The sequence below is a fragment of the Roseibium sp. genome, assembly GCF_965232425.1.
Classification (GTDB): domain Bacteria; phylum Pseudomonadota; class Alphaproteobacteria; order Rhizobiales; family Stappiaceae; genus Roseibium.
Window position 1 is genome coordinate 539,071 of the sequence record NZ_OZ246971.1, and the last position, 20,217, is coordinate 559,287.

General features: G+C 59.8%; 13 protein-coding genes. 2 read left to right on the forward strand and 11 right to left on the reverse strand.

Features of this window, described 5'->3' with window-relative positions:
• Positions 1–10: 10 nt before the first annotated feature.
• Together ACO08A_RS02575 and ACO08A_RS02580 are read right to left on the reverse strand one after the other, a co-directional pair.
• Positions 11–1,495 (reverse strand): peroxidase family protein, encoded by a 1,485-nt coding sequence (locus tag ACO08A_RS02575; protein ID WP_422039692.1) that lies wholly within the window; start codon positions 1,493–1,495, stop codon positions 11–13.
• A 466-nt stretch (positions 1,496–1,961) separates the two neighbouring features.
• Entirely contained in the window at positions 1,962–3,371 is a 1,410-nt protein-coding gene (locus ACO08A_RS02580; protein WP_422039693.1) for a UDP-glucose dehydrogenase family protein, read from the reverse strand.
• A gap of 523 nt (positions 3,372–3,894) precedes the next feature.
• On the opposite strand from ACO08A_RS02580, the gene ACO08A_RS02585 reads away from it, so the two are divergent.
• Both ACO08A_RS02585 and ACO08A_RS02590 read left to right on the forward strand, forming a co-directional pair.
• The gene (locus ACO08A_RS02585; protein ID WP_422039694.1) at positions 3,895–4,743 is read left to right on the forward strand and encodes a hypothetical protein; all 849 of its coding nucleotides are present in this window, start codon (positions 3,895–3,897) and stop codon (positions 4,741–4,743) included.
• Complete coding sequence (locus tag ACO08A_RS02590; protein WP_422039695.1) at positions 4,740–5,306, forward strand: NUDIX hydrolase; 567 nt, start codon at positions 4,740–4,742, stop codon at positions 5,304–5,306. The genes ACO08A_RS02585 and ACO08A_RS02590 overlap by 4 nt, the downstream gene beginning before the upstream one ends.
• Positions 5,307–5,333: 27 nt before the next feature.
• Here ACO08A_RS02590 and ACO08A_RS02595 read toward each other — a convergent pair whose 3' ends face one another.
• The 9 genes from ACO08A_RS02595 to ACO08A_RS02635 form a co-directional block, all read right to left on the reverse strand.
• Positions 5,334–6,806, reverse strand: coding sequence for a sigma-54-dependent transcriptional regulator (locus ACO08A_RS02595; RefSeq protein WP_422039696.1), 1,473 nt, complete (start codon positions 6,804–6,806; stop codon positions 5,334–5,336).
• Between the two features lie 31 nt (positions 6,807–6,837).
• Positions 6,838–10,338, reverse strand: coding sequence for a PAS domain S-box protein (locus tag ACO08A_RS02600; RefSeq protein WP_422039697.1), 3,501 nt, complete (start codon positions 10,336–10,338; stop codon positions 6,838–6,840).
• A 121-nt stretch (positions 10,339–10,459) separates the two neighbouring features.
• Positions 10,460–12,370: a hypothetical protein gene (locus ACO08A_RS02605; RefSeq protein ID WP_422039698.1), complete on the reverse strand. Its 1,911-nt coding sequence runs from the start codon at positions 12,368–12,370 to the stop codon at positions 10,460–10,462.
• A 13-nt stretch (positions 12,371–12,383) separates the two neighbouring features.
• Positions 12,384–13,892: an MBOAT family O-acyltransferase gene (locus ACO08A_RS02610; protein WP_422039699.1), complete on the reverse strand. Its 1,509-nt coding sequence runs from the start codon at positions 13,890–13,892 to the stop codon at positions 12,384–12,386.
• A gap of 3 nt (positions 13,893–13,895) precedes the next feature.
• Entirely contained in the window at positions 13,896–15,122 is a 1,227-nt protein-coding gene (locus tag ACO08A_RS02615; RefSeq protein ID WP_422039700.1) for a tetratricopeptide repeat protein, read from the reverse strand.
• Positions 15,119–15,334 (reverse strand): hypothetical protein, encoded by a 216-nt coding sequence (locus tag ACO08A_RS02620; protein ID WP_422039701.1) that lies wholly within the window; start codon positions 15,332–15,334, stop codon positions 15,119–15,121. The genes ACO08A_RS02615 and ACO08A_RS02620 overlap by 4 nt, the downstream gene beginning before the upstream one ends.
• A complete protein-coding gene (locus ACO08A_RS02625; RefSeq protein WP_422039702.1) occupies positions 15,327–16,595 on the reverse strand; it encodes a hypothetical protein in 1,269 nt (422 codons plus the stop codon). The genes ACO08A_RS02620 and ACO08A_RS02625 overlap by 8 nt, the downstream gene beginning before the upstream one ends.
• Before the next feature lie 176 nt (positions 16,596–16,771).
• Positions 16,772–18,373, reverse strand: a complete 1,602-nt coding sequence (locus tag ACO08A_RS02630) for a glycosyltransferase (protein WP_422039703.1) — start codon at positions 18,371–18,373, stop codon at positions 16,772–16,774.
• Positions 18,373–19,947, reverse strand: coding sequence for an HlyD family secretion protein (locus ACO08A_RS02635; protein ID WP_422039704.1), 1,575 nt, complete (start codon positions 19,945–19,947; stop codon positions 18,373–18,375). The genes ACO08A_RS02630 and ACO08A_RS02635 overlap by 1 nt, the downstream gene beginning before the upstream one ends.
• Between the last annotated feature and the right edge of the window lie 270 nt (positions 19,948–20,217).

Consider the following 20,217-nt stretch of genomic DNA (forward strand, 5'->3'; position numbering starts at 1 on the left):
ACGGCTCAGCTCAGCCGCATTGAAGCGCGTCTGTATGTTTCATGTGCGCGCGGTTGGCTTCGATGTAGTCGATCATGCCCGCAAAGACGCTGGGCTGTCCGTCGAAACCGGACCAGGGCTTGAAGTGCGGAATGTGCAGGAACGTGGTTGAATCGCGTTTCAGCAGATTTGCGAAGACAGAAGCCACGATCCGTCCGCCCGCACCTGTCAGCTTGCCGCCGCCATGCGTCTCGGCTTCCTGCAGGGAGTAGAACCAGAGCGGTGTCCGGGTGAACCCCTTCGCCGCGAGCTGCTCCGGTACCGGCACCGTCGGCGTTCCGAGCCGCGCGGCAACATGCTGACCGCTCGCAAGCTGGTAGGTGTAGCGATCGCGGATCATGTTGCGCAGGGCCAGGTTTCTCGCCTGTTCGACGGTCAGGGTTTCCTCAATATCAGGCAGTTCGATCTCGTTGTGAACGAAGGGGAGGTTCAGAAGCGGTGCACCCATCTTCGGGCCGACCGGACGCGCTTTCTGGGACGCGGGGCCGCCATTCAGCTGGAAATACATGCCCAGTTCGATGTTTCCGTCCACGGGGCGCGGGCCGAAGCCCGGCAGCGCAAACAGGCCCTTGGGGTCGCCACCCTTGTGCAAGGCATATTTGAACTGAGTGGTCGCATGCCCGAACCGGTAACAGGCGCCGGAAAACTCAACCGGCATCACGGGCGCGTTCCAGCCAAACGCCTCTTCCCTCAGGGCCCAGTCGAGGCAGGCCTGATCGACGAAGGCCGGAAGCAGTTCATTCCAGACGACCCACTGGTAATGCAAACGAATGAAGCGGCGTACTTCTTCGAACCCGCTCAGCTTGGGATGAACATGCGCATGCCAGATGTCGTCGCTCATGCCGTGATGCGCACAGGCGACGATGTCGTTTGCGGTGCTGCCGTTGTCAACGTGCTTGCTCATCAGCAGGTTGTGCAGCTCGATGAAGATGCCCTGAACCTGCGCAACGATGATGTTCTCGTCGTTGCGGGGATCCCCGATCAGGGCCTTGCCCGCGCAGGTCCGCGCCAGATCTCTCGGGTTGTCCTTGCGGCCGAAGACGAGAAAATGCTCGGCATCACCGGAGCCGTAAAGATGCGGAGACGCCTCGGGTCCGGCTCCATAGACGCAATCCAGATCGAGGCTCGGTGTCCTGATATTGGCGATCGTTGCCGGATCGATGCGCGACCCAAGGGCAGACGTTGCGTCGAGCGTGATGTCGTGATCGACAAACTGGCCAAGGAACGTCATGCCGGCATCCGCCGGTCCGTCGGTGTTCTCCGTCGCGGCCATGTCCGATGCCAGATGATCGAGCGCGTGGATGACGTCCTTGTGGGTGATGTTCTTGATCTTCACCGGGTTCGCCGGAAACAGACGCCCGAACGTCTGGGCGAAAGGGCGGGAAGGGCCTTCACCGTGAATGCAGGTCTTGACGAGTTGATCCAGCCTTGTCAGGCCGTGATGGGTGCCGGTCATGGTGCCTCCGAAAAATAGAAAATAAAAAAACTAAACGCAGGAAGGGTGCCGCTGAGCTTGACGTAAAGTCAAGTATGCATTTCTTGCAAAAGTTGCAAAACTGATTGGAATAGGTTGTGCAATTCTGGAAATATGTTTGTAAACAATACTATTTTTGTTCAAATATTTTTTCGCAATTTCGAGCGAGAAATCAAATCAGTTTGAATTACAACCTCTAATCAATCTAAAATTGAATATTTTAGGTGCCAAAAAATACTTCACCTCAGATAAAATTACTTTTGATTTAAATACAAAGTCGATGCAACTCGCCAATCATCACATCGCTCAATCACTCTCTCGGGCAGGAAAACGGGCCGGCCGGGCGTGTGCGTCACACCCGGCCGGCCCGTGATGGATAGTGTGTCCGCTCCCTCCCTTGGGGTGTCGATGGGGGCAAAGTGGGAGGGAGCGGACGGGAGCGTGGGGTCTACCAGCCTATGCCGATATAATGAGAAGAGTTTCGGGCTTCGTCGGAGATGCGGACTAGATCCACCACCGTTGCCTCTTCCTTCTTGGACCTGAGCACGCTCCGGAGCTCTGGCAGTTTCTGGGTGACGACGATGACGTCGGCATCGCATGCGGCGTCTTCCGGTGTCGCCTGCATGAAGTCCGCAAGACCGTCGACCACGTTCTGCAGATGCGGTGCCGCATAACGCATGTAGTCGAACTGCTTGGTGATATGCGGACCGGGCTGGATCGCCGGGTCGTAAGCGACGATCTCAGCGCCCTCGTCCTGCAATTGCGCGATCAGCTCCAGGGCCGGGCTCTCACGCAGGTCGTCCGTGCCGGGCTTGAAGGCGACGCCGAGAACGGCAACCTTCTTTGCGCCGGTTTCACGCACCAGGTCGACCGCCTGCTCGACCTGCTTCTCGTTGGACGGCGTCAGCGCGTCCATCAGCGGGGTCGAGACACCGAGCTTGTCGGCAAGATGGGTCACCGCGCGCACTTCCTTGGGCAGGCAGGACCCGCCGAACGCAAAGCCGGGCTTCAGGTAGTAGGGCGACAGGTTGAGCTTGGTGTCCTGAACGAAAATATCCATGACCGCGTGACTGTCGATGCCCATCGGCTTGCACAGACGCCCGACCTCGTTGGCGAAGACAACCTTGGTCGCGTGCCAGACATTGTCGACATATTTCACCAGTTCGGCGACTTCGACCGTGGTGACGATCGGGTTTTCGTCGACCGGTGCGTAGATCTCCGCGAGCACGGCAGCCGTCCTCGGGTCGGACACGCCAATCACGGTTTTCGGCGGTGCGTGGAAATCGGCGATCGCCGTACCTTCACGCAGAAACTCCGGATTGAAACAGATGCCGAACCCCTGCCCGGCGATCTTGCCGGAGTAGCGCTCAAGGACGGGCTTCATGATGTCAAGCGTCGTTCCGGGAGGAACTGAACAACGCAGGACGACAATGTGAAACCCGTCCTTTTTCGCCAGGGCTTCGCCGATGCCGCGTGCAACGGCCTCAATGGCCCGGGTGTCGCAGCCGCCGTCTTCGCTGGTCGGGGTGCCGACGGAAACAAATGTGACATCCGTCTCCATGACCGCCCTTTCCAGGTCGGTGGTTGCGCTGAGGAGATCACCGTCAACACCTTTGGTCAGGAGTTCACCGAGCCGGTCTTCGTGGATCGGGCTTTCGCCCCAGGAAATGGAGTCGACTTTCTGGTTATCGATATCGGTGCCGACAACGCGGTGACCGAGGTCACTCAGGCAGGCAAGCGACACGGCGCCGACATAGCCCAGTCCAACAACGCTGATCGCTTTTTTCTCATCCGCGAGCTTCAGCTCAAAACCGTCAATCTCGCGTGCCGTCTCGAAGTTTCCAACAAATATGTTCATGTCATTGCTCCCATTGAATTGTTTCTGGGAACTACAAGAACAATCTCCGTGCCAAACGAGCTGGCATGAATTTAATTGTTATATTTCAATGTCTTAAAAATTATCTGTTTTTTGGCATAGTGTCGTGGCTTTCGAATTTGGCAACGGAAAATTCCCGTTTTCGATTTTTCGATTGCAATTCCGCAAAGCCCGTCCGGTCTGACAAACCGCGTGCCAGTGCGCCTTCGCCAAACTCCCGGTCGACATTAGGGTGCGGGCTAATTTGTGAGTCCATACCCCAGACCACCGGCCGCTGATCGAGCCCCTATATATAAAGCGTCCACGCCATCGACAGTTCCGGGACGCGGCGTTTTCGAAATCAAGAAAAGCGTTTTGCCATTTCGCAAAACTTTCTCGCGCCGAGTGAGCACCCCGATAGAAAAAAATCTATAAAACATTGGTTTTTATATATTTTTCTCACTACCGATATTTGGCCGCCGATTTGCAATGCCTTCCGCAAGTCTGAATTCGAGGAGGCAAAGCAATGTATTCGAACACACACTTCGACACCGTCGGCAAGGTCGCCGTTCCTTTCGGCACATCGCAGGACGCACCGCGAGAGAACGTCTTTCTTTTCGATGCCAACGCGCTGCTGGACGCCAACCATGGAGAAATGGACCACGCCTTTGCCGGCTACCTGGCGGATTTTGCAGAACAGCGGTCCTGCTACATCCTGTCTAATCTGAACTATACCGAAACGGCTTCGCGTATCCCTTCCCGGTTGCGCAGGCGGCTTGCGGGCATTTTCACGTCCGCCGGAACGGAATTCTGGCGGAGAAATGAACTGCTGGTCCGCCACGACCATGATTTTTCCGACGAGGTCTACGAATATGTCGCCCGGATGGTGCTCCATAGCGCCTATCCAAATAAGCAGGCCCCGTTGATCGACAGCGGCTCCGCGACGCTGCGCATCTGTCTTGCCGGAACCCGTGTCGGGCGGACGGCGAAGAAGGCCTATCTTGCCTGGGAGAACGAACACCGGGAACTCGATAGCTTCATCGCGTCGTTTTCGCGCCGTTTCCCGGATCACGCGATCTTTAAGGACACCCAGACCAGCCTGCTGATCACGCCGAATTCCTTTTCGACGGCCGAGGTGCAGAACCAGATGCTGCGGCGTCACAAGGCGGCACGTGTCATTGCCTATCTCGGCAAGACGGCCGCCGGCGGTTACGCCAAGCCCATGTGCGATGCGCTGCTGAGCCGGAATGTTCTGTCGACCGTTGCCGGTCCGAGCGATATCAGCCAGCTGCTCAGCTACGAAAAACGCTCGATGAAAACCGTTATGCCCAAGATCGCGGCCCCCAGCCGCCTGTTCCAGGGAGCCTGGCAATGAAGGCCTCTCCGATCGTTCTGGATGACCCGCACTGGTCGGTGCTTCAAAGCGATACCGTCTACGATTCCGGCAAGAGCCTGCGTGTCTTGCGTCAAACCGTGCAGTTGCCCGACAGCCGGATCATCGACGATTACTTCCGGATCGACCTTCCGTCCTTCTCCTCGGTCTACGCGGTCACGGAAGACAATGAAGTGCTGCTGTTAAGGCAGTACAAGCACGGTGCCGGTCAGGTGTGCCTGACGCTTCCCGGCGGGCAGGTCGATCCCGGCGAAGATCCGGAGTTTTCCGCAAGGCGCGAACTGCTGGAGGAGACCGGCTACGGCGGCGGCAGATGGATGGCGGGTCCGTCGCTGGTCCTTCACGGCAACCAGGGCATCGCGCGGGCACACGTGTTTGTTGCCAGCCACGTCATCAAACTTGGCGAACCCTGTTCGGACGACCTTGAGGAAGCGGTGCTGCTGACACGCCGGCGCGCCTATCTGCGCGAGGCAATGCTGAGAGGCGAGTTTCCCGTGACGTCGCATGTTGCAACGATCGGCATTGCCGAAGCGCTTTTGCGCTAACCGGGGCTGACCAAACGGAACGGGTCCTCAGGCGCTTTCCGCCGAGAGCCCGTCGTCCGAAACCGCAGCCTCGTCTTGCTCCGCCCAGATTTCCTTCTTCCGGTAGAGCGTCGAAGGGCTGACCTGCAGGGTTCGGGCCGTTTTGGGGAGGCTTCCGCCGCAAGCGTCGATGGTCGCCTCGATAATCTGCCTCTCGAGCTGTTCGAACGGTTGTCCCAACGACACCGTAATCGCCGGCCACGAGCCCGCCGCAGCCGCGACCGCCCTGTCACCGGGAACGGCCTGGGGGGCAACGCTCTGAACCGCTGCCTGCTCGGCCTGGATCTTCGGCGCGGGCGCGCGTCCCTGAAGCGTCGTCAGCATGCCGGCTTCCACGAACGGACCTTCATTGAGGACGACGAGGTTCCGGATGGTGTTCTGCATTTCGCGCACATTGCCGGGCCAGGAGTGCGACAGCAACGCCTCTTCCGCTTCCACGGAAAACCCTTCGAACGCTTTTCCTTCCTCGCCGGCGAACTGGGTCAGGAAATGCTTGGCCAGCTCCAGGACGTCGGCCCCTCGGGATCTCAGGGGCGGCAGGCCGATGGGCAAAACGTGCAGCCGGTAGAACAGGTCTTCGCGGAACCTTCCGGCCTCGACTTCGGCAAGCGGGTCCCTGTTGGTGGCGCATACGATGCGCACATCCACCTTCTTGAGTGCATCGCTGCCGACTTTCTGGACCGTGCCGCTTTGCAGGAAACGCAGCAGCTTCGCCTGAAGGGCAAGTTCCAGCTCGCAGATTTCGTCAAGAAACAGCGTGCCGCCATCCGCGCGCGCGGCCGCGCCATCGCGATCCGACGTCGCCCCGGTGAACGCACCCTTGATGTGGCCGAAGATCTCGGACTCGATCAGATCCTTCGGGATGGCGGCGCAGTTCAGCGGAACGAAGGGCTTCTTGGCGCGCGGGCTGGAGCGATGAATGGCCTCCGCGCAAACCTCCTTGCCGGTGCCGCTTTCGCCCGTGATGAAGACGGACGCGTTGGAACGCGCCACGCTTTCGATCATCTTGTAGACAGCGGTCATCGGCAGGGACGAGCCGACGAAACCATGCTGAAGTTTGCCGGCAGCGGGTTTGCGCACCTCTTCGACAACTTCCGTGAGGGTTTCGCGCTCAAGCGCGTTGCGCGTCGTCGTAACGAGACGCTCCTCTGCGACCGGCTTGACGATGAAATCGTAAGCGCCGGCCTGCATGGCGTCGACGGCCGTCTTGATGGAACCGGAACTGGTGACGACCACGACGGTTACGGGAAGTTGTTCTTCGCGGATCGTCGCCAGGACGTCCATTCCGCTGATGTCAGGCAGCTGCAAATCCAGGAGAACGACGCTGATGCCGCCCTTGCGCAGCCGCGCCAGGGCGTCCGTTCCTGTTTCCACGTGAACCGTGTCGAGACCTGCGCGTGACAACTGATGACCGTACACCGTCGCAAGCGGCAGAGCGTCTTCAACGATCAGAACTTTCACCTCGTGCTCCTTCCGCGGCGCAGATCATCCATCAGGTTTCAAGAGATATCTGTACACCTATTTCGTCTGCCAATGCTTTAACTTCCGTTAGTGTGCGGTCACAGATGTCGGAAAGATCGTCCATTTTACCCATGGCCGCCGTCTCCTTGCCGTCGCGGACCAGGGTGTTGACCGTGGTCGCGATCGTTGCGAGTTCCAGGGCGCCGAATGTGCCGGCCACGCTTTTGAGGGCATGCGTCGCCTGTTCGAGCTTTTCCGGTTCGTTTGCCTCGGCTGCCTCAAGCGCGGCGGTCCGGCGCTTCAGCGTATCGTCGACGAATTGCTGCAGCAGCTTCTGCTTCAACTCGTCCGGCATGGTACCGAGGATTTCCCTGGCAGCTTCCAGAGACGCCTTCGTTCCGGAGGGAACAGTTTCGGGCTCGCCGGCAACGATCCGGGAAACATTGCGGGATATGCAGGCAAGCAGGTCTTCCTTTTCAACCGGCTTTGCCAGGAAATCCGACATGCCGGAGTCGAGAAAACGTTCCCGGTCACCGCGCAGCGAATAGGCGGTGAGCGCGACAATGGGGGTCTTGAGATTGCGCTGCCCTTGCCTGATGCGGCGCGTGGCTTCAATCCCGTCCATCTCCGGCATCGAAATGTCCATCAGGATACAGTCGTAGTCGCGCTTCGAGGCGGCCTGAACCGCCTCCTTGCCGTTATTCGCGATATCGATGTCGCAGCCGGCGCTGCGCAGGGCATGGCTGACCACGATCTGGTTGGTCGCGTTGTCTTCGGCAAGAAGAATGGTCAGATTGTCGGGCAGTTCTGCCTGTTCGTGCGGGTGGTCTTCGTCCAGCGCCACCGTCTGGTCGTCCGCGAGGCGGATCGGCACGACGAACTGGAAGGTGCTGCCCACATCCTCTTCGCTTTCAACGAAAACTTCTCCGTCCATCAGGTGCGCGATCTGCCTGCAGATCGCAAGGCCAAGCCCGGTTCCGCCCTCTTTCTTGGTATAGCTCGTATCGACCGTGACGAAATCGCCGAAGAGCGCTTCATGCTTGTCCTCCGGTATGCCGATCCCGGAATCCCGGACCGAGAACCGGAACGTCGGCTCGACCGGATCATCCTTGGTGATGTCGACGGAAATCTCGACGAAGCCGATCTCGGTGAACTTGATGGCATTCGAGACCAGGTTCAGGACGACCTGCCGCAAACGGCCAGAATCCCCCACGACGTTGTGAGGCAGATCGGACGGATACTTCATGGAAAGCTGCAGCCCCTTGTCCTGGGCGATCGGCTTGAACAGGTCGACCACGCTCTTGACGAGTGTCTTGAGCCGGAACGGCGCAATGTCCAGTTCCATGCGGCCGGCCTCGAGCTTGGAAAAGTCCAGAATGTCGTTGATCAGCTCCAGGAGGGACCGGCCGGACTCGCGGGCCGTCTTGACGTAGTCGGCCTGAGCCGGGTTCAGATCGGTGTCGCGCAGCAGGCTGAGAATGCCGAGTACCCCGTTCATCGGCGTGCGGATCTCGTGGCTCATCATCGCCAGGAACTTGGCCTTGGCCTCGTTCGCGGCCTCGGCTTTTTCCTTGGCGTCCCTGAGGGCCGCGTCGGCGGCCTTGCGCTCGGTGATGTCGCGGACATATCCGAGGAACAGCGGTCCTTCGGCGCCCCGGGTGTGCCGGATCGCCAGTTCGACGATGATCTCATGACCCTCCTTGTGGAGGCCTTCGATTTCGATGCGCTTTCCGAGAACCGGCCCCTCGCCCGTCTCCAGAAACCTGGCAAGGCCACCATCATGCGCCTTGCGGTGCTGGTCCGGGATGATGTAGTCGGACATCTTCCTGCCGATGAGCTCGGTGGCTGTCCAGCCAAAGACATCCTCGGCCGCCGGACTGAAATCCAGCACGATGCCATCCCCGTTCATGACGATGACACCGTCAAAGGACGCATCGACGACATTGCGCAACAGGTCTTCGTTGCGCCTGAGCTCGGCTTCCCGGTTCTTGAGTTCCGTGATGTCGACGCGGAAGCCGACCATTCCGCCTTCGCTCGTGCGCGACTCGATCACCCGCAGCCAGCGACCGTCATCCAGATGCTGCTCCATGGGCGCGCCCGGGTTCTGGTGACGTTCCATGCGCATGGCGACCCAGTCTTCCAGGATATCCTCGTTGACCTGGTACTGGCCGCGCATGGCGCCTTTTCTGATGATCTCCTCGAATTTCGCCCCCGGCTGAATGAGATCCGCGCTGGAGCTGTAGAACTCCCTGTACTTGCTGTTGCACAGGACAAGCCGGTCCTCGGCGTCATAGAGCACGAAGCCGTCCGGCAGAGATTCGATCGCATCGACAAGCCGGGTTTCCGCCTGCTTGATCTTTGCAGCCGCGGCCTTCCGGTCCGTCAGGTCCCTGAAGATCGCCGTGAAGGTGGCCGATCCGTCGATCACCACCTCCGACAGGGACATCTCGACCGGGTATTCGCCGCCGTCCAGACGCCGGCCGGTTGCCTCCAGGCGTTTGCCGGACGTCTCGATGGACGTTGCCGCGCCCGGGCAACATTCGAAGGGCAGCTCCTCCTCGCCCGTGTCGGGGAGAATATCGCTGATCAGCCGGCCGACCAGATCACCGCTTCCAGACGCGCCGAACATGGCCAGAGCCCGCTTGTTGGCGCTCAGGACTTCCCCGGATGGCGAGAGGGTCAGTACCCCGTCCAGCATCGTATCCAGAATTGCACTGACCTGCGCTTCGCCCGTTTCGGCGCGCAATGTGGCCTTTACCAGCGCGTCGTTCTTTTCACGTTCCGCTTCGGCAAGACCGGCGAGACGCCGCATGGCGCGCTGGCGCTGAAGCGACAGCACGAAGGTCAGGGCAAGTGCTGCGGCGAACGCGATCGCCAGCATGAAGATCAGGTTGTCGATCGAGGTGAACCCGGTCCCGTAGAGCGCACTTGCGGGAATGATGACTTCCTGCAGTCCCCTGACATCGCCGACTTCCCAAACGGTTCTCGGCGATTCAGGATGGGTGTTGTGACAGGCGACGCAGCTTTCTTCCATGCGCACCGCCGACGCACTGCGGAAGAAGGTTCCGTCCTCGCGCTGTTCAAGGCGTTGAAACGGCTTGGTCGGGTCCTTCTCGATTGCGGCAAGGGCAGCCGTTTCAAACGCGTCCAGAGCCCGGTCCTCGCGCCACGGCCAGGGATGGGTCGACAGCATCCGGATGGCACTGCTGGCTCCCTGCGCCTTCAATTCGTCCTCAAGCGCCAGGGTCATCGACACGGGCGCGGGAATTGTCAGGTCCTTGTCGTGATAGTCATGGCTGACCGAGACATCCTGCGAGGAATAAAGCTTGTCCACCACCTCGCGCGAATAGAACGACCGCGCGGCCGTCAGCAATTCCGATTGCGCGCGGGCCGCTGCAGACAGATCTGCCGTTCTCGCCTTTTGTCCGAAGTCAACGGCAATCACGTACGCGGCAATGGCCGACGCTGAAATGAAGACCAGGACCAGCCAGAATGTGGCATCGACTGTCAGTTCCCGGATCCACTTGCGCATTCTTTGTCCCCTCGGTTCCCTTTGCCGGACCCGCCCCCCTTGCTCACGCACTTTGGTCCATCCTCCCCATTGGTTATGAATTTTCGATTTAAGGCGGTGACATACCTGCTCCCGCAGCCTTTCAGTTTCCCAGGGTTTCCGTCGAAATCCGGAAAAACGGATTGCCGCTCATGAAGGCGTCCAGACTTGCGTAGGAAAGTTCCTTCTCGCGGGTGCAAAGATCCGTGCAGCTGTAGACGTCAATCGTCAGCTGAAACGGCTCCGAGGCATCGAACAGGCGGGAATAGGCGTAGAGCGTGTCAGCCGAGTTTTGTCCGGGCACGGGCGCTGAATAGATGTCTTCAAACATCGGTGTCGCGTAGTGGCTCCAGCCGCTTGCAGGAAACCAGCGATCGCCCTGCGGCCCTCCTCCATCAAGGTCCCGGGGCGTCGCAATGCCGAAGTCCAGCAGGTAGTCGAGACGCTTTTGCACGGCTTCGGAAATCTCGGCACGCGCTCCTGACACAAAGTCGCCGAGTGTAAGAAGCGTGATCCCTGCGTGGCCCGTATCCTCATATCTCTGGGTGGACAGCTGTTCGGGTGTCAACCCCTTCTCCCGGTAGTAGCCTGCGGGCCAATAGCGCCAGAGACCGCCATTTTCATCCTGTTCCCACTCGTCCAGAAACACGCCGACGATATCGCGCGCCCTTGCCTTGAGGTCCCTGTCCGGCAATGCATCCAGAACTCCGGCAAAGGCAATCTGCCAGTTCCACGGAGCGGGTTTGCCGGCGAAGCGGAAGTCGATCTCTCCATTGATGCGGTAAAGGCCGAGATCGGCATCGAAGTCAGGTTCGAACGCACGGGCAAGACAGGCATTCGTTTCGGAGATCTGCTTCAAAAGGTCCTGCGGACACAGATTGTCGAGTGTCTTGCAGGAAGCCGTGAGCGCATTGGCAATCATCGCCTGGTTGATCATCAGGGTCAGCCGTTCGCCCGGGGTTGTTCCGTAGATCGTCGAACTCCATCCGCATTGCGGTCGATCGGGATCCGCGCGGTTTTGCAAAGCGTCGTTTGCGGCAAGCGTCAGGCGCATGGACTTCAGCGCCAGGCGGGCAAAAACCTCCGCGCCGGTTTTTTCGTAAAGGGACGACAGCGCGCGCAGCCGATAGCTCTGGTTCCAGCTCTGCAGTCCCTCTGCATCGGAAGAACACGCACGAACCTCTCCTGTCTGGGACAGCAGCAGGCCCGAAACGGCATAGAAGAACCGAAGGGCGGCAGGCGTACCGGAGACGTCCATCACCGTCTGGCCGCCCGAAAGTTCAAACGACTTCGGCAGCTTCGTGAACTCCGCCCCTCGCGAACTCATCACTGGCTTGCCGATGGTTCCAGACGTGAGATCAATCCTGTAGATACCCTTGTCTTCACCTGCGCCGCAGTCGAGCTGGGCCCAGAGCACGTTTCCGGCAATCCGCATGCGACCGGGTTCACAGGTGCCAAAGTCGACGAGTGTCTCCGCCTGCGCCATGACCTGTCCGTCCGGGTTCCTGGGATATCTGTTGAGACGCCAGGCTTGCGCCGCCTGTCGTTCCAGAAGCAGCACCGCGTCGGTCGTGTAGCGCAGCAGTTTCACGGACCTGTCCCGCGTCCAGCTCCTGGCAATCTGTCCGTCCTGCAGCAGTTCGGTCTGTTTTTCCCCGGTCTTCCAGGTGCGCAAAACGGCCAGGGAGCCGTCCCGGGCCAGGCGCAGCGCTCCCATCCGAGCGTGTCCGGAAGCGTCCGCGACCCAATCCTGCTCGATCCCGTTGACCGTGACCGTGGGACGATCGTCGCCCGGGTTCTTCCGGACGACCAGTTTGTGAGGCCCGGCCTGTGAGACCGTTTCCAGGCAAAGCCCGCGTACTCCCTGGCGTGAGACGATGCCGGTCTCAAGATCAACCGACATCTTCTGGACCGGCAAGGACAGCTTGCTGCCCGAAGGATCCGCCCCCGCTGCCTGGGTGCCAGGGGCACACAGGAGCGCGGAAAGACCAAGAATCTGAAACAGATATCGCATTTCAACCAACCGGTTAGAAGTTGAAGTAGATAAATTCGGTCAGCTCGGCCAGGCGGTAGGTCTGGATGAGCGCAACGCCGAACAGAACGGACACCGCTGCCGCCCAGCCTGCCGTCGGCTTCCAGCGCACCGGCAGGAAACCGTCCGAATGCCTTTGCGACACGAATTTCTTCAGGCCGAGGATCGGGTTATAGTTCTCCGTGAACTCGATCGAGTTCGGCAACAGGAAGACAATCGCCGCTAGGCAGATCATCGCTGCCCAGACCGGTGCCGTTCCGGTGACCATCGTGGTCCAGAGCGTGGGCTCGTAGACTGTGGACAGGCCGGTCATGCCGAGAATGATGTTGTTGGCACCGTCAAAGCTCTCGGCGCGGAAATACACCCAGGCAACCACGACGGCCAAGAGGGTGATGCCGCGGGAGAGAACATTGCCAACCGGCTTGGGCAGGATCGAGGGAACGTAGCCGGCAGAAACCAGGGCCGACCAGCCGTGATTGATGGCCAGGTAGGCGCCGTGCAGGCCGCCCCAGAAAACGAAGGTCCAGCTGGCACCGTGCCACAGGCCGCCGAGCAGCATCGTGATCATCAGGTTGGAATAGCGGCGCACCGGACCACTGCGATTGCCGCCAAGCGGGATATAGAGGTAGTCCCGCAGGAAATGCGACAGGGTGATGTGCCAGCGGCGCCAGAAATCGGAAATGCTGGTGGCCTTGTAGGGCGAGTTGAAGTTCACCGGCAAACGGATGCCGAAGAGCCTTGCAAGACCCAGCGCCATGTCGCAATAGCCGGAAAAGTCGAAATACAGCTGGAACGTATAGGCCAGCGCCCCGATCCAGGCAGCCTCGAACGGGACTCCCGACGTGGTTTCAGCCATGTTGAAGACAGCATTGGCATAAGGCGCGATGCCGTCAGCGAGCACGATCTTCTTGAACAGACCGATGGCAAACAGCGTGCTGCCGACAGCAAGGTTCAGGACCAGCTTGTTCTTGAAGACCGGCAGCTTGAACTGCGGGATGGTCTCCTTCTGCATCACGATCGGCCCGGCAATCAGCTGCGGGAAGAACACGACGAAGAGCATGTAGCGCGGGAAATCACAGTCCGTCACATCACCCTTCCAGGTGTCGATCAGGAACGAGATCTGCTGGAACGTGAAGAACGATATCGCCAGGGGCAACACCAGGTGCAGCAGCGGGATATCCGCTCCGGCAATGACATTCGCGTTGCCGATGAAGAAATCGGCATATTTGAAAACCGCGATCAGCGCGAGGTTGAAGACAATCCCGCTGACCAGGATGAACTTGTCCTTCACAGCGCGCAGAACGCGATGAAAACCGTAGTTGATGACAACCGAGCCCAAGAGCAGCGGCAGATAGATCGGCGTCCACCAGCCATAGAAGACAAGCGAAGCCAGGATGAGCCACCAGATGATGCCGTTTTCCCAGCCGAAGTGCCGGAGGATCAGGTATCCAATCAGGACCGGAGGCAGGAACAGGTAGATGAATTCCAATGAACTGAAGACCATGACTCAGCCCTCCTTCTTGTCAGCAACGGGTTGAACGGATTTCTCGATAACCGTCAGATTTGCTTCGTCTTCCTGCAGGAGCTTTTCCAGCAGGCTGGTGCTGCCCTGGTGGCCGCGATCGGCTCCCTTCCGGGCCAGCTCGATTGCCTTCTGGCGGTCCTGGAGCACGAGGCCGCCCTCGGCGAACAGCCGGGCGAGTTCCTGCATTGCACCGGGATGACCGACGGCAACGCCGCGTTCAAGCAACGTGACTGCCGCGTCCGGCTCGAGACCGTGTTTGCTCTTGAGGTGAAGACGGGCGAGTGCGGTCAGTGCACCGCCGTGTTCGGCGGTCGCCGCCAGCCGCAGCCACTTCAGAGCTTCAGCGGTGTTTTCGTCGTCCGGTGCCCCCGTAAGGAGCATCTGTGCGAGATCGTGCATCGCGCCGGCATCGCCAAGGTTTGCCGAGCGCAGGAACCAGTCCCCCGCGAGCGACCGGTCGGCGGCCATGAATTCGCCATCGCGGTAAATCCGACCCAGCGTCTTTGCCGAGCTCGCGGATCCGTCGCGGGCTTTCTGCTCAAGACCGGTGATGGCACGCTCCGCCCAGAAACGGGCACGGTCCGGATCCGGGGTCAGACCGTAACGGCCCGTCAGCAGGATGCGTGCATAATTGATGGTGGACGAGGGATACCCGGCGATGGCCGCCTGTTCGTAGTGGTGGAAGGCCGCGTTCAGGTCGCGCTCCGCACCAATGCCGCGCTCATAGTGCTTGGCAAGCTGCACATGCGCCTTGGGATAGTCCCACTCAAGTGACTTGAGGAACCACTGCAAGGCAATCTCGGCACAATGTTCGCCGGACGAGCGCTGGAACAGACGGCCGAGTTCGTAGGCTGTCTCGCCACGAAACGCGAAGGAATACCGGACGGCTTCCATGAAGATCAGTCGCGACTGGTCCAAGTCGGCCTCGACGCCCCAGCCGTTCTTGTAGGCTCTGCCGAGATGGAAAAGCGCGACCGGATGACCGTCGTTGGCAAGCTGGGTCAGAATATCGGCTGCCGCTTCCCAGCGGCCAACTTTCTGCAGACCGCGCGCCTGCTTGATCATTTCCTCGATGGTCGGGTCGATCCGCTCTGACTTGGCCTTCACCGGCGTGGTGTCGGAGGAGAGCGCCACGGCACCGGCGACACCGAATACAGCTCCGAGCAAGAGCCCTTTCCAAAGCAGCGATTTCTTGTTCATCCGGGTCATAGCAGCACCTCCAGGGTGAGTTCCGTATCCAGCCGGCCAACGTTGACCTTGTTCAGCAGCAGTTCGTATTCGTTGCAGGAGCATTCCTGCTCTTCGTGCTTTTGAGGGGTCTGGATCTGCGCTTCCTTGAAACCCGCGGCGACGATGGCACCAATGATCAGGCCTGTTGCGCAGATGATTGTTTCTTCAAACGGAAAGAACGGTTTAGCCATTGTTCTGCCTCCAGATTCTGCAGGAGACGCCTTCCAGGAGTTCCAACGTGCCTTCCTTGTGGGATGTTGCCGTTTCAGCCGGCGTTACCGGGCAGACCAGGTCCTTGCGGCGCTTGGCTGCCAGCGCAACATGCTCCGGGTCACGGTCGATCAGCATCAGCAGTTCGCCGACGATCCGGCGCGCCGGGTCGGAACTGAAGTGATAGGCATCCGTGAAGTTCCCCAGGTCGCGCGTGAAGGGCGTGTCGAAATCCAGATCCACGACGGGGGCCAGCGTTGAAAGCCGCTCACGGAACTTGTGATTGGCGGCCGTGAGCCCGAAATCGGAGATCCGGCGCTGCATCTCGGAGATGGTCGGCGGGATCAGGAAGATGAGATCCACATCGTTATCAGCGGACCAGGAGGCGATTTCCTCGACCATGCCCCACAGCTCATCCGACTGCTTGAAGCGGCGCCAGTCGGCCGCACCGTTGGTGCCGACCTGCTTGGCGAAAAGCTGCGGCAGGTCACGTTCAATGAGGATTTCGGGCCAGTACCTGCCCCAGCGCCCAAGGCCATAACCGTGTCCGTGGTAAACCGCCGGAAGCCGCAGGGCCGAAACCGAAGTGCTCAGGGCGCATTCGTCACACAGGGCCGGATCGAGAAGCGCTTCGACCGAGAGCGTGCCGATCGCGTTGAAATCGGCCGCCCTGGCTTCCTGAACGGGCCAGAAGGAGATGTCTTCGAAAGATCCCGTCAGGGTCGGATAGCGTTCCTCGAGCAGGCGCCATCCGGTCTTGGTAACGAACCAGTTGGTGTAATAGCCGAAGGGATTGTCGGCGAGCGCGATTGCTTCGGGAACTCGGTTCATGCCGCCCTTGAAACGGGCGTCCATGCTTCTGAGCGGCAGGCTCACGATCAGCGTCTCGAGGTCAACTGAATCGCGCAGGTATTTGAACGTGTCGTAGATCTCGTAGACGGTCGCCCCGCCATAGGCGAAGTTGTAGACGTCGTCACGGCCGAGTTCCTGCCAGTACTTGTCCTGAAGCGCCCGTGCGCGGCTGTCTCCGAGAACAACGGTCGATGCCTTGATCCGCGGATACTCGATCATCTTGTAGAGCGGGTAATGCGCCTTGACGCTGGTTTCCTTCTTGTTCAGGTCAAGATCCACCAGCCGGTTGTGATCGAACGCGTCGACGACGACATTGAACGCGACCGGAGCCAGCGCGATCATCGCGGTCATGGCCATGGCGGCGGTGTAGAGTCTTGAAGTCGGTCTCATGGCAAAGCCCCTGAAATTGTTTCTGGGTCTTTAGAAACAAGAACCGGGCCAGCACGCACTTATCTAGAAAAACTTAATAAATACAGATACTTGAACTGATTTTCTGATTTTGGGAAGTCGCCCTCTGTCCGATTTTGAAAATGCGCGTTTTGCAAAATTGGAAACCGTATCAACCGTCAAACCGAGGCCGTCCACCCCAGCAGGTAGGTGATCATGCCGCTGCTCGGCGGATCGATGAGACCGGCCATCAGGCAGACGCCGAGGAAGAGCATGGTGACGTAAAGAAAGGTCAGATAGCTTGCCATCCAGTTCTGAAGGGTCGCAATGAGACCGTCGCCTTCGCCTGCGCGCTGGTCCCCCCGGTTCGACCAGCGCTGCTTCGACAGGCGGAAGATGCAATAGACCTTCACCGACGCATTGATGAGCTGGTTGAAGTAGAGGATGAACGGATAGCTGAGATCCACCTTGCGCGCATACTGAAACAGGAACAGCGACAGAAGCATCCGCGTGATGCAGATGAAAACGACGTAGCCGAAGATGTAGTGCGGGTCGTAGAGGAAAGACGTGCAGACGGCGAGGACCGGGCTCACCAGCATGGTCCACATGGAGACCCGCTGGTCGAGCAGGCACCACCAGATGAAGAACGGCATGCGGTGCGGACCGAGCGCCAGCGCCCGGGAGCCGTTGCGCAGCATGTTGCCGGACCAGCGGCGGAAATTCTGCACCATCCGGTCCATGCCGGACCCTTCGATCACCTCGACCGTGTAGCCCATGGCGTCGGGTACGTAGAGCATGCGGCAACCCGACTGCAGCATGTAGTACCAGGTGCTCTTGTCGTCGCCGGACAGGAAACGGAATTTGCCCCAGAGCCAGTGTTCCAGGTGATCTGCCTCCAGCAGACGGATGAACTTCAGCTTCACAAGGTGATTGGCCCGGAAAACGGACATGCGTCCGGTCAGCGTCAGAACCCTGCCGGACAGGGAGTGGGACTGCATGGCAAGACGTCTCTGGGCAAACCGCATGGTCAGCCAGTTGGCGACCCAACGCGGTCCGATGCAGAGCACTTCCTCGTCGGTGGTGCAGGCCTGAAGATCGGGATAGAGCTTGAACAGCGGCAGGCAGGCACCAACGGCGTTGGGTGCCAGAATGAAGTCGCCATCCATGAAGATGATCAGGTCGTCGGCCTCGACATTGCCGCGGCTCATCGCGCGCAGCACGAGGCCGATGGCGAGGCGCTTGCCCGGCTGGTTCTGCCGCACGACATGCAGCGTGACATCCAGATCCGACCATTCGCGAACGAGCAGGTTGGAAATCAGCTCCTCGTCATAGCGGTCGCCCGAGCCGAGCCAGATCGTGCCGGGAACCCCTGCGTCCCTGATCTCGCGGCAGATCGAGCGGATGACCTTCTCGGTGATGTCGCGATGCTCCTTGTAGGTGGTCATCATGAAATGCAGATGCCGCGGGCGCCAGCCATCGTCCCAGACCTTCTTGCCCGCATCGCGCATCGACGGATAGACGAACTTGCCGTAGATCCACGCTCGGACGGCATGGGTGAACCACCAGCCGTAGCGCCAGATGCCCAGAAGCCCGATGACAAAGGTGATTTCCTTCGTGGACGGGCTGAAGAACACGTTTTCGAAGATCGTTAGGCCGATGAAGCAGCAGCCGAAATAGAGCGCGATCTGGAACAGGGCCCAGGGCGTCCACTTCGCCCAGCCTTTTGGCTGGTGCATGATCTCGTCGACCTTGTAGGGAAGGGTTGATCTGTCCTGTGCCATCACAACCCGCTCACCAGTTGCTGGGCGGTCCGGAAGACGATGTTGTTCCGGTGGCGCTCGAAATAGACCGTGATGGGCGTGCCGCTGGCCGGGAATGCCTCGCCGTCCGGTACGAGCGTCACCTTTGCGGAGCGTGCATCCGGGGCCCTGAACCGGAAGGTTTCCGACACTTCATCAACAAAACCATCCGTGCGATCGATGTGGTCGACCGTACCCCTCACCCAGCGGTTTTCCGAAGGAACGAAGATATTGGCGGTGGTTCCAAGACGGATATGCAGAACCTCGTCCTGGGTGAGATAGGCGCTGACCTCTTCCGACGCTGACCTTTCAAGCACCAGCAGCGGCTCGCCCTGCTTGGCAGACGTGCCCTCCAGTATGTCTCTTTCCTTGATGAGGCCCGCGAAAGGAGCGGCGACCTTCAGCCGGGCTTCCTTGTCCATCAGGTCCTGAACCATGGACGCCTGGAACGTCTCCTGGGACTTGAGCCTTGCCACCCTCGCCCTCATCTCAGCAAGGCGTCCAGCAAAAGCGTTGCCGGTGAACAGCCGGACACTGTCGCCGCCGGCAATCAGCTCTTCCAGTTCCTGAATGTGGATCTGCTTGCGTTCCAGGTCCGAGATGACCGACTTGAGTTCCAGCTCCGCGGCCTCGACGTCATCGGCAAGCGCCAGCCCCTTCTTCGCGAGGGAGCGCATGCGCTCGACCTTGAGGAGAGCGTTTTCCTTCGCGAGCTCCAGCCCTTCGACCTGAGATCCCGCCTGGCGGACATTGTTGCGCGCGACAAGGGCGTAGCCTTCGGCTTTCCGGTTTTCCTCGGCAAGCAAGGCCTCCGTTTCGGCAAGCTCCGCACGGGTCGTGGCCAGGGCTGACTGTGCCCGGCGCAACGTCTCTTCGTGCCGTCCGTCCTCCATGACCAACAGAACCTGTCCGGCGGCAACGACGTCGCCAACGCCATGCTGTGCCGTCAGGACCCGGCCGTTTGCCGGTGCAGTGATCGCCTGCCGCTCGGACGTGACGACCGCCGACGTAACCTCGAGACGGAAGAGGGTTGCGAAGACGTAAAGCCCGACATAGCCGAACACCACCGCACCGAGGGCGAAATAGAACAGTGTCATCACGATCTGTCTGACCGGCCAGCGCCGGACCGGCAGGGCCTCGACCGGGTTGGGATCAGGCTTTGTCGGAACAGGCGTGACGGGTGTATCGATGCGCACGATCGTGTCGGCGACATCCGTCATCTTGCCGCGCACAAGATCTTCGACGAAGTGCTGCATCAGCGCAGTCTCACGCTCACCGAGCTGCACGAAGCGGTAAGCCACCTCGCCTTTTTCCTCGTCAAGGCGAATGACTTCGGCGTCGGCCTTCAGCGTGATGTTGAAGCCCTGGAACGGGAGGGTACACAGCAATGTCTGGCTGGAACCGACTTCCGGAAGCTCACGAAAGACGCCTGCAATCCGGCAGCCGCCAAGACCCCAGTCGACAGCGTCGAAAGACTGCTCTCCGACGGCAACGCGCATCGGCGCCGTTACCCGGTAGTGCAGCCTTTGGCTGGGTCTTTCGTGAATGATTTCCAAGTTTTGCTTCCCATTGTTGCGTCGACAGCGAACCTTCTGCAACTGGGATGCCAACGGCCCAACGTGATTAACGCCTGATCCGGAACACGACCAATTTTCATTAACTCATTGATTTTTTGAATTTTTCTTAAATTCTACTTTCAAATGCCCGGGAATGGCTTTGCAAAATGAAAAACCCCCGGCGGCCTGTGCGGCCCGGAGGTTTTCCCATTTTGCAAAGATTTCAACGTGTGCGGGGAGCGGAAACAGGCCGCGAAACAAGTTCCGCGG

What these genes read in the sequence shown, in the direction of transcription:
- ACO08A_RS02575 (WP_422039692.1), bottom strand. Translation starts at nt 1,495, where the DNA reads ATGACCGGCACCCATCACGGCCTGACAAGGCTGGATCAACTCGTCAAG.
- ACO08A_RS02580 (WP_422039693.1), bottom strand. Translation starts at nt 3,371, where the DNA reads ATGAACATATTTGTTGGAAACTTCGAGACGGCACGCGAGATTGACGGT.
- ACO08A_RS02585 (WP_422039694.1), top strand. Translation starts at nt 3,895, where the DNA reads ATGTATTCGAACACACACTTCGACACCGTCGGCAAGGTCGCCGTTCCT.
- ACO08A_RS02590 (WP_422039695.1), top strand. Translation starts at nt 4,740, where the DNA reads ATGAAGGCCTCTCCGATCGTTCTGGATGACCCGCACTGGTCGGTGCTT.
- ACO08A_RS02600 (WP_422039697.1), bottom strand. Translation starts at nt 10,338, where the DNA reads ATGCGCAAGTGGATCCGGGAACTGACAGTCGATGCCACATTCTGGCTG.
- ACO08A_RS02605 (WP_422039698.1), bottom strand. Translation starts at nt 12,370, where the DNA reads ATGCGATATCTGTTTCAGATTCTTGGTCTTTCCGCGCTCCTGTGTGCC.
- ACO08A_RS02610 (WP_422039699.1), bottom strand. Translation starts at nt 13,892, where the DNA reads ATGGTCTTCAGTTCATTGGAATTCATCTACCTGTTCCTGCCTCCGGTC.
- ACO08A_RS02615 (WP_422039700.1), bottom strand. Translation starts at nt 15,122, where the DNA reads ATGACCCGGATGAACAAGAAATCGCTGCTTTGGAAAGGGCTCTTGCTC.
- ACO08A_RS02620 (WP_422039701.1), bottom strand. Translation starts at nt 15,334, where the DNA reads ATGGCTAAACCGTTCTTTCCGTTTGAAGAAACAATCATCTGCGCAACA.
- ACO08A_RS02625 (WP_422039702.1), bottom strand. Translation starts at nt 16,595, where the DNA reads ATGAGACCGACTTCAAGACTCTACACCGCCGCCATGGCCATGACCGCG.
- ACO08A_RS02630 (WP_422039703.1), bottom strand. Translation starts at nt 18,373, where the DNA reads ATGGCACAGGACAGATCAACCCTTCCCTACAAGGTCGACGAGATCATG.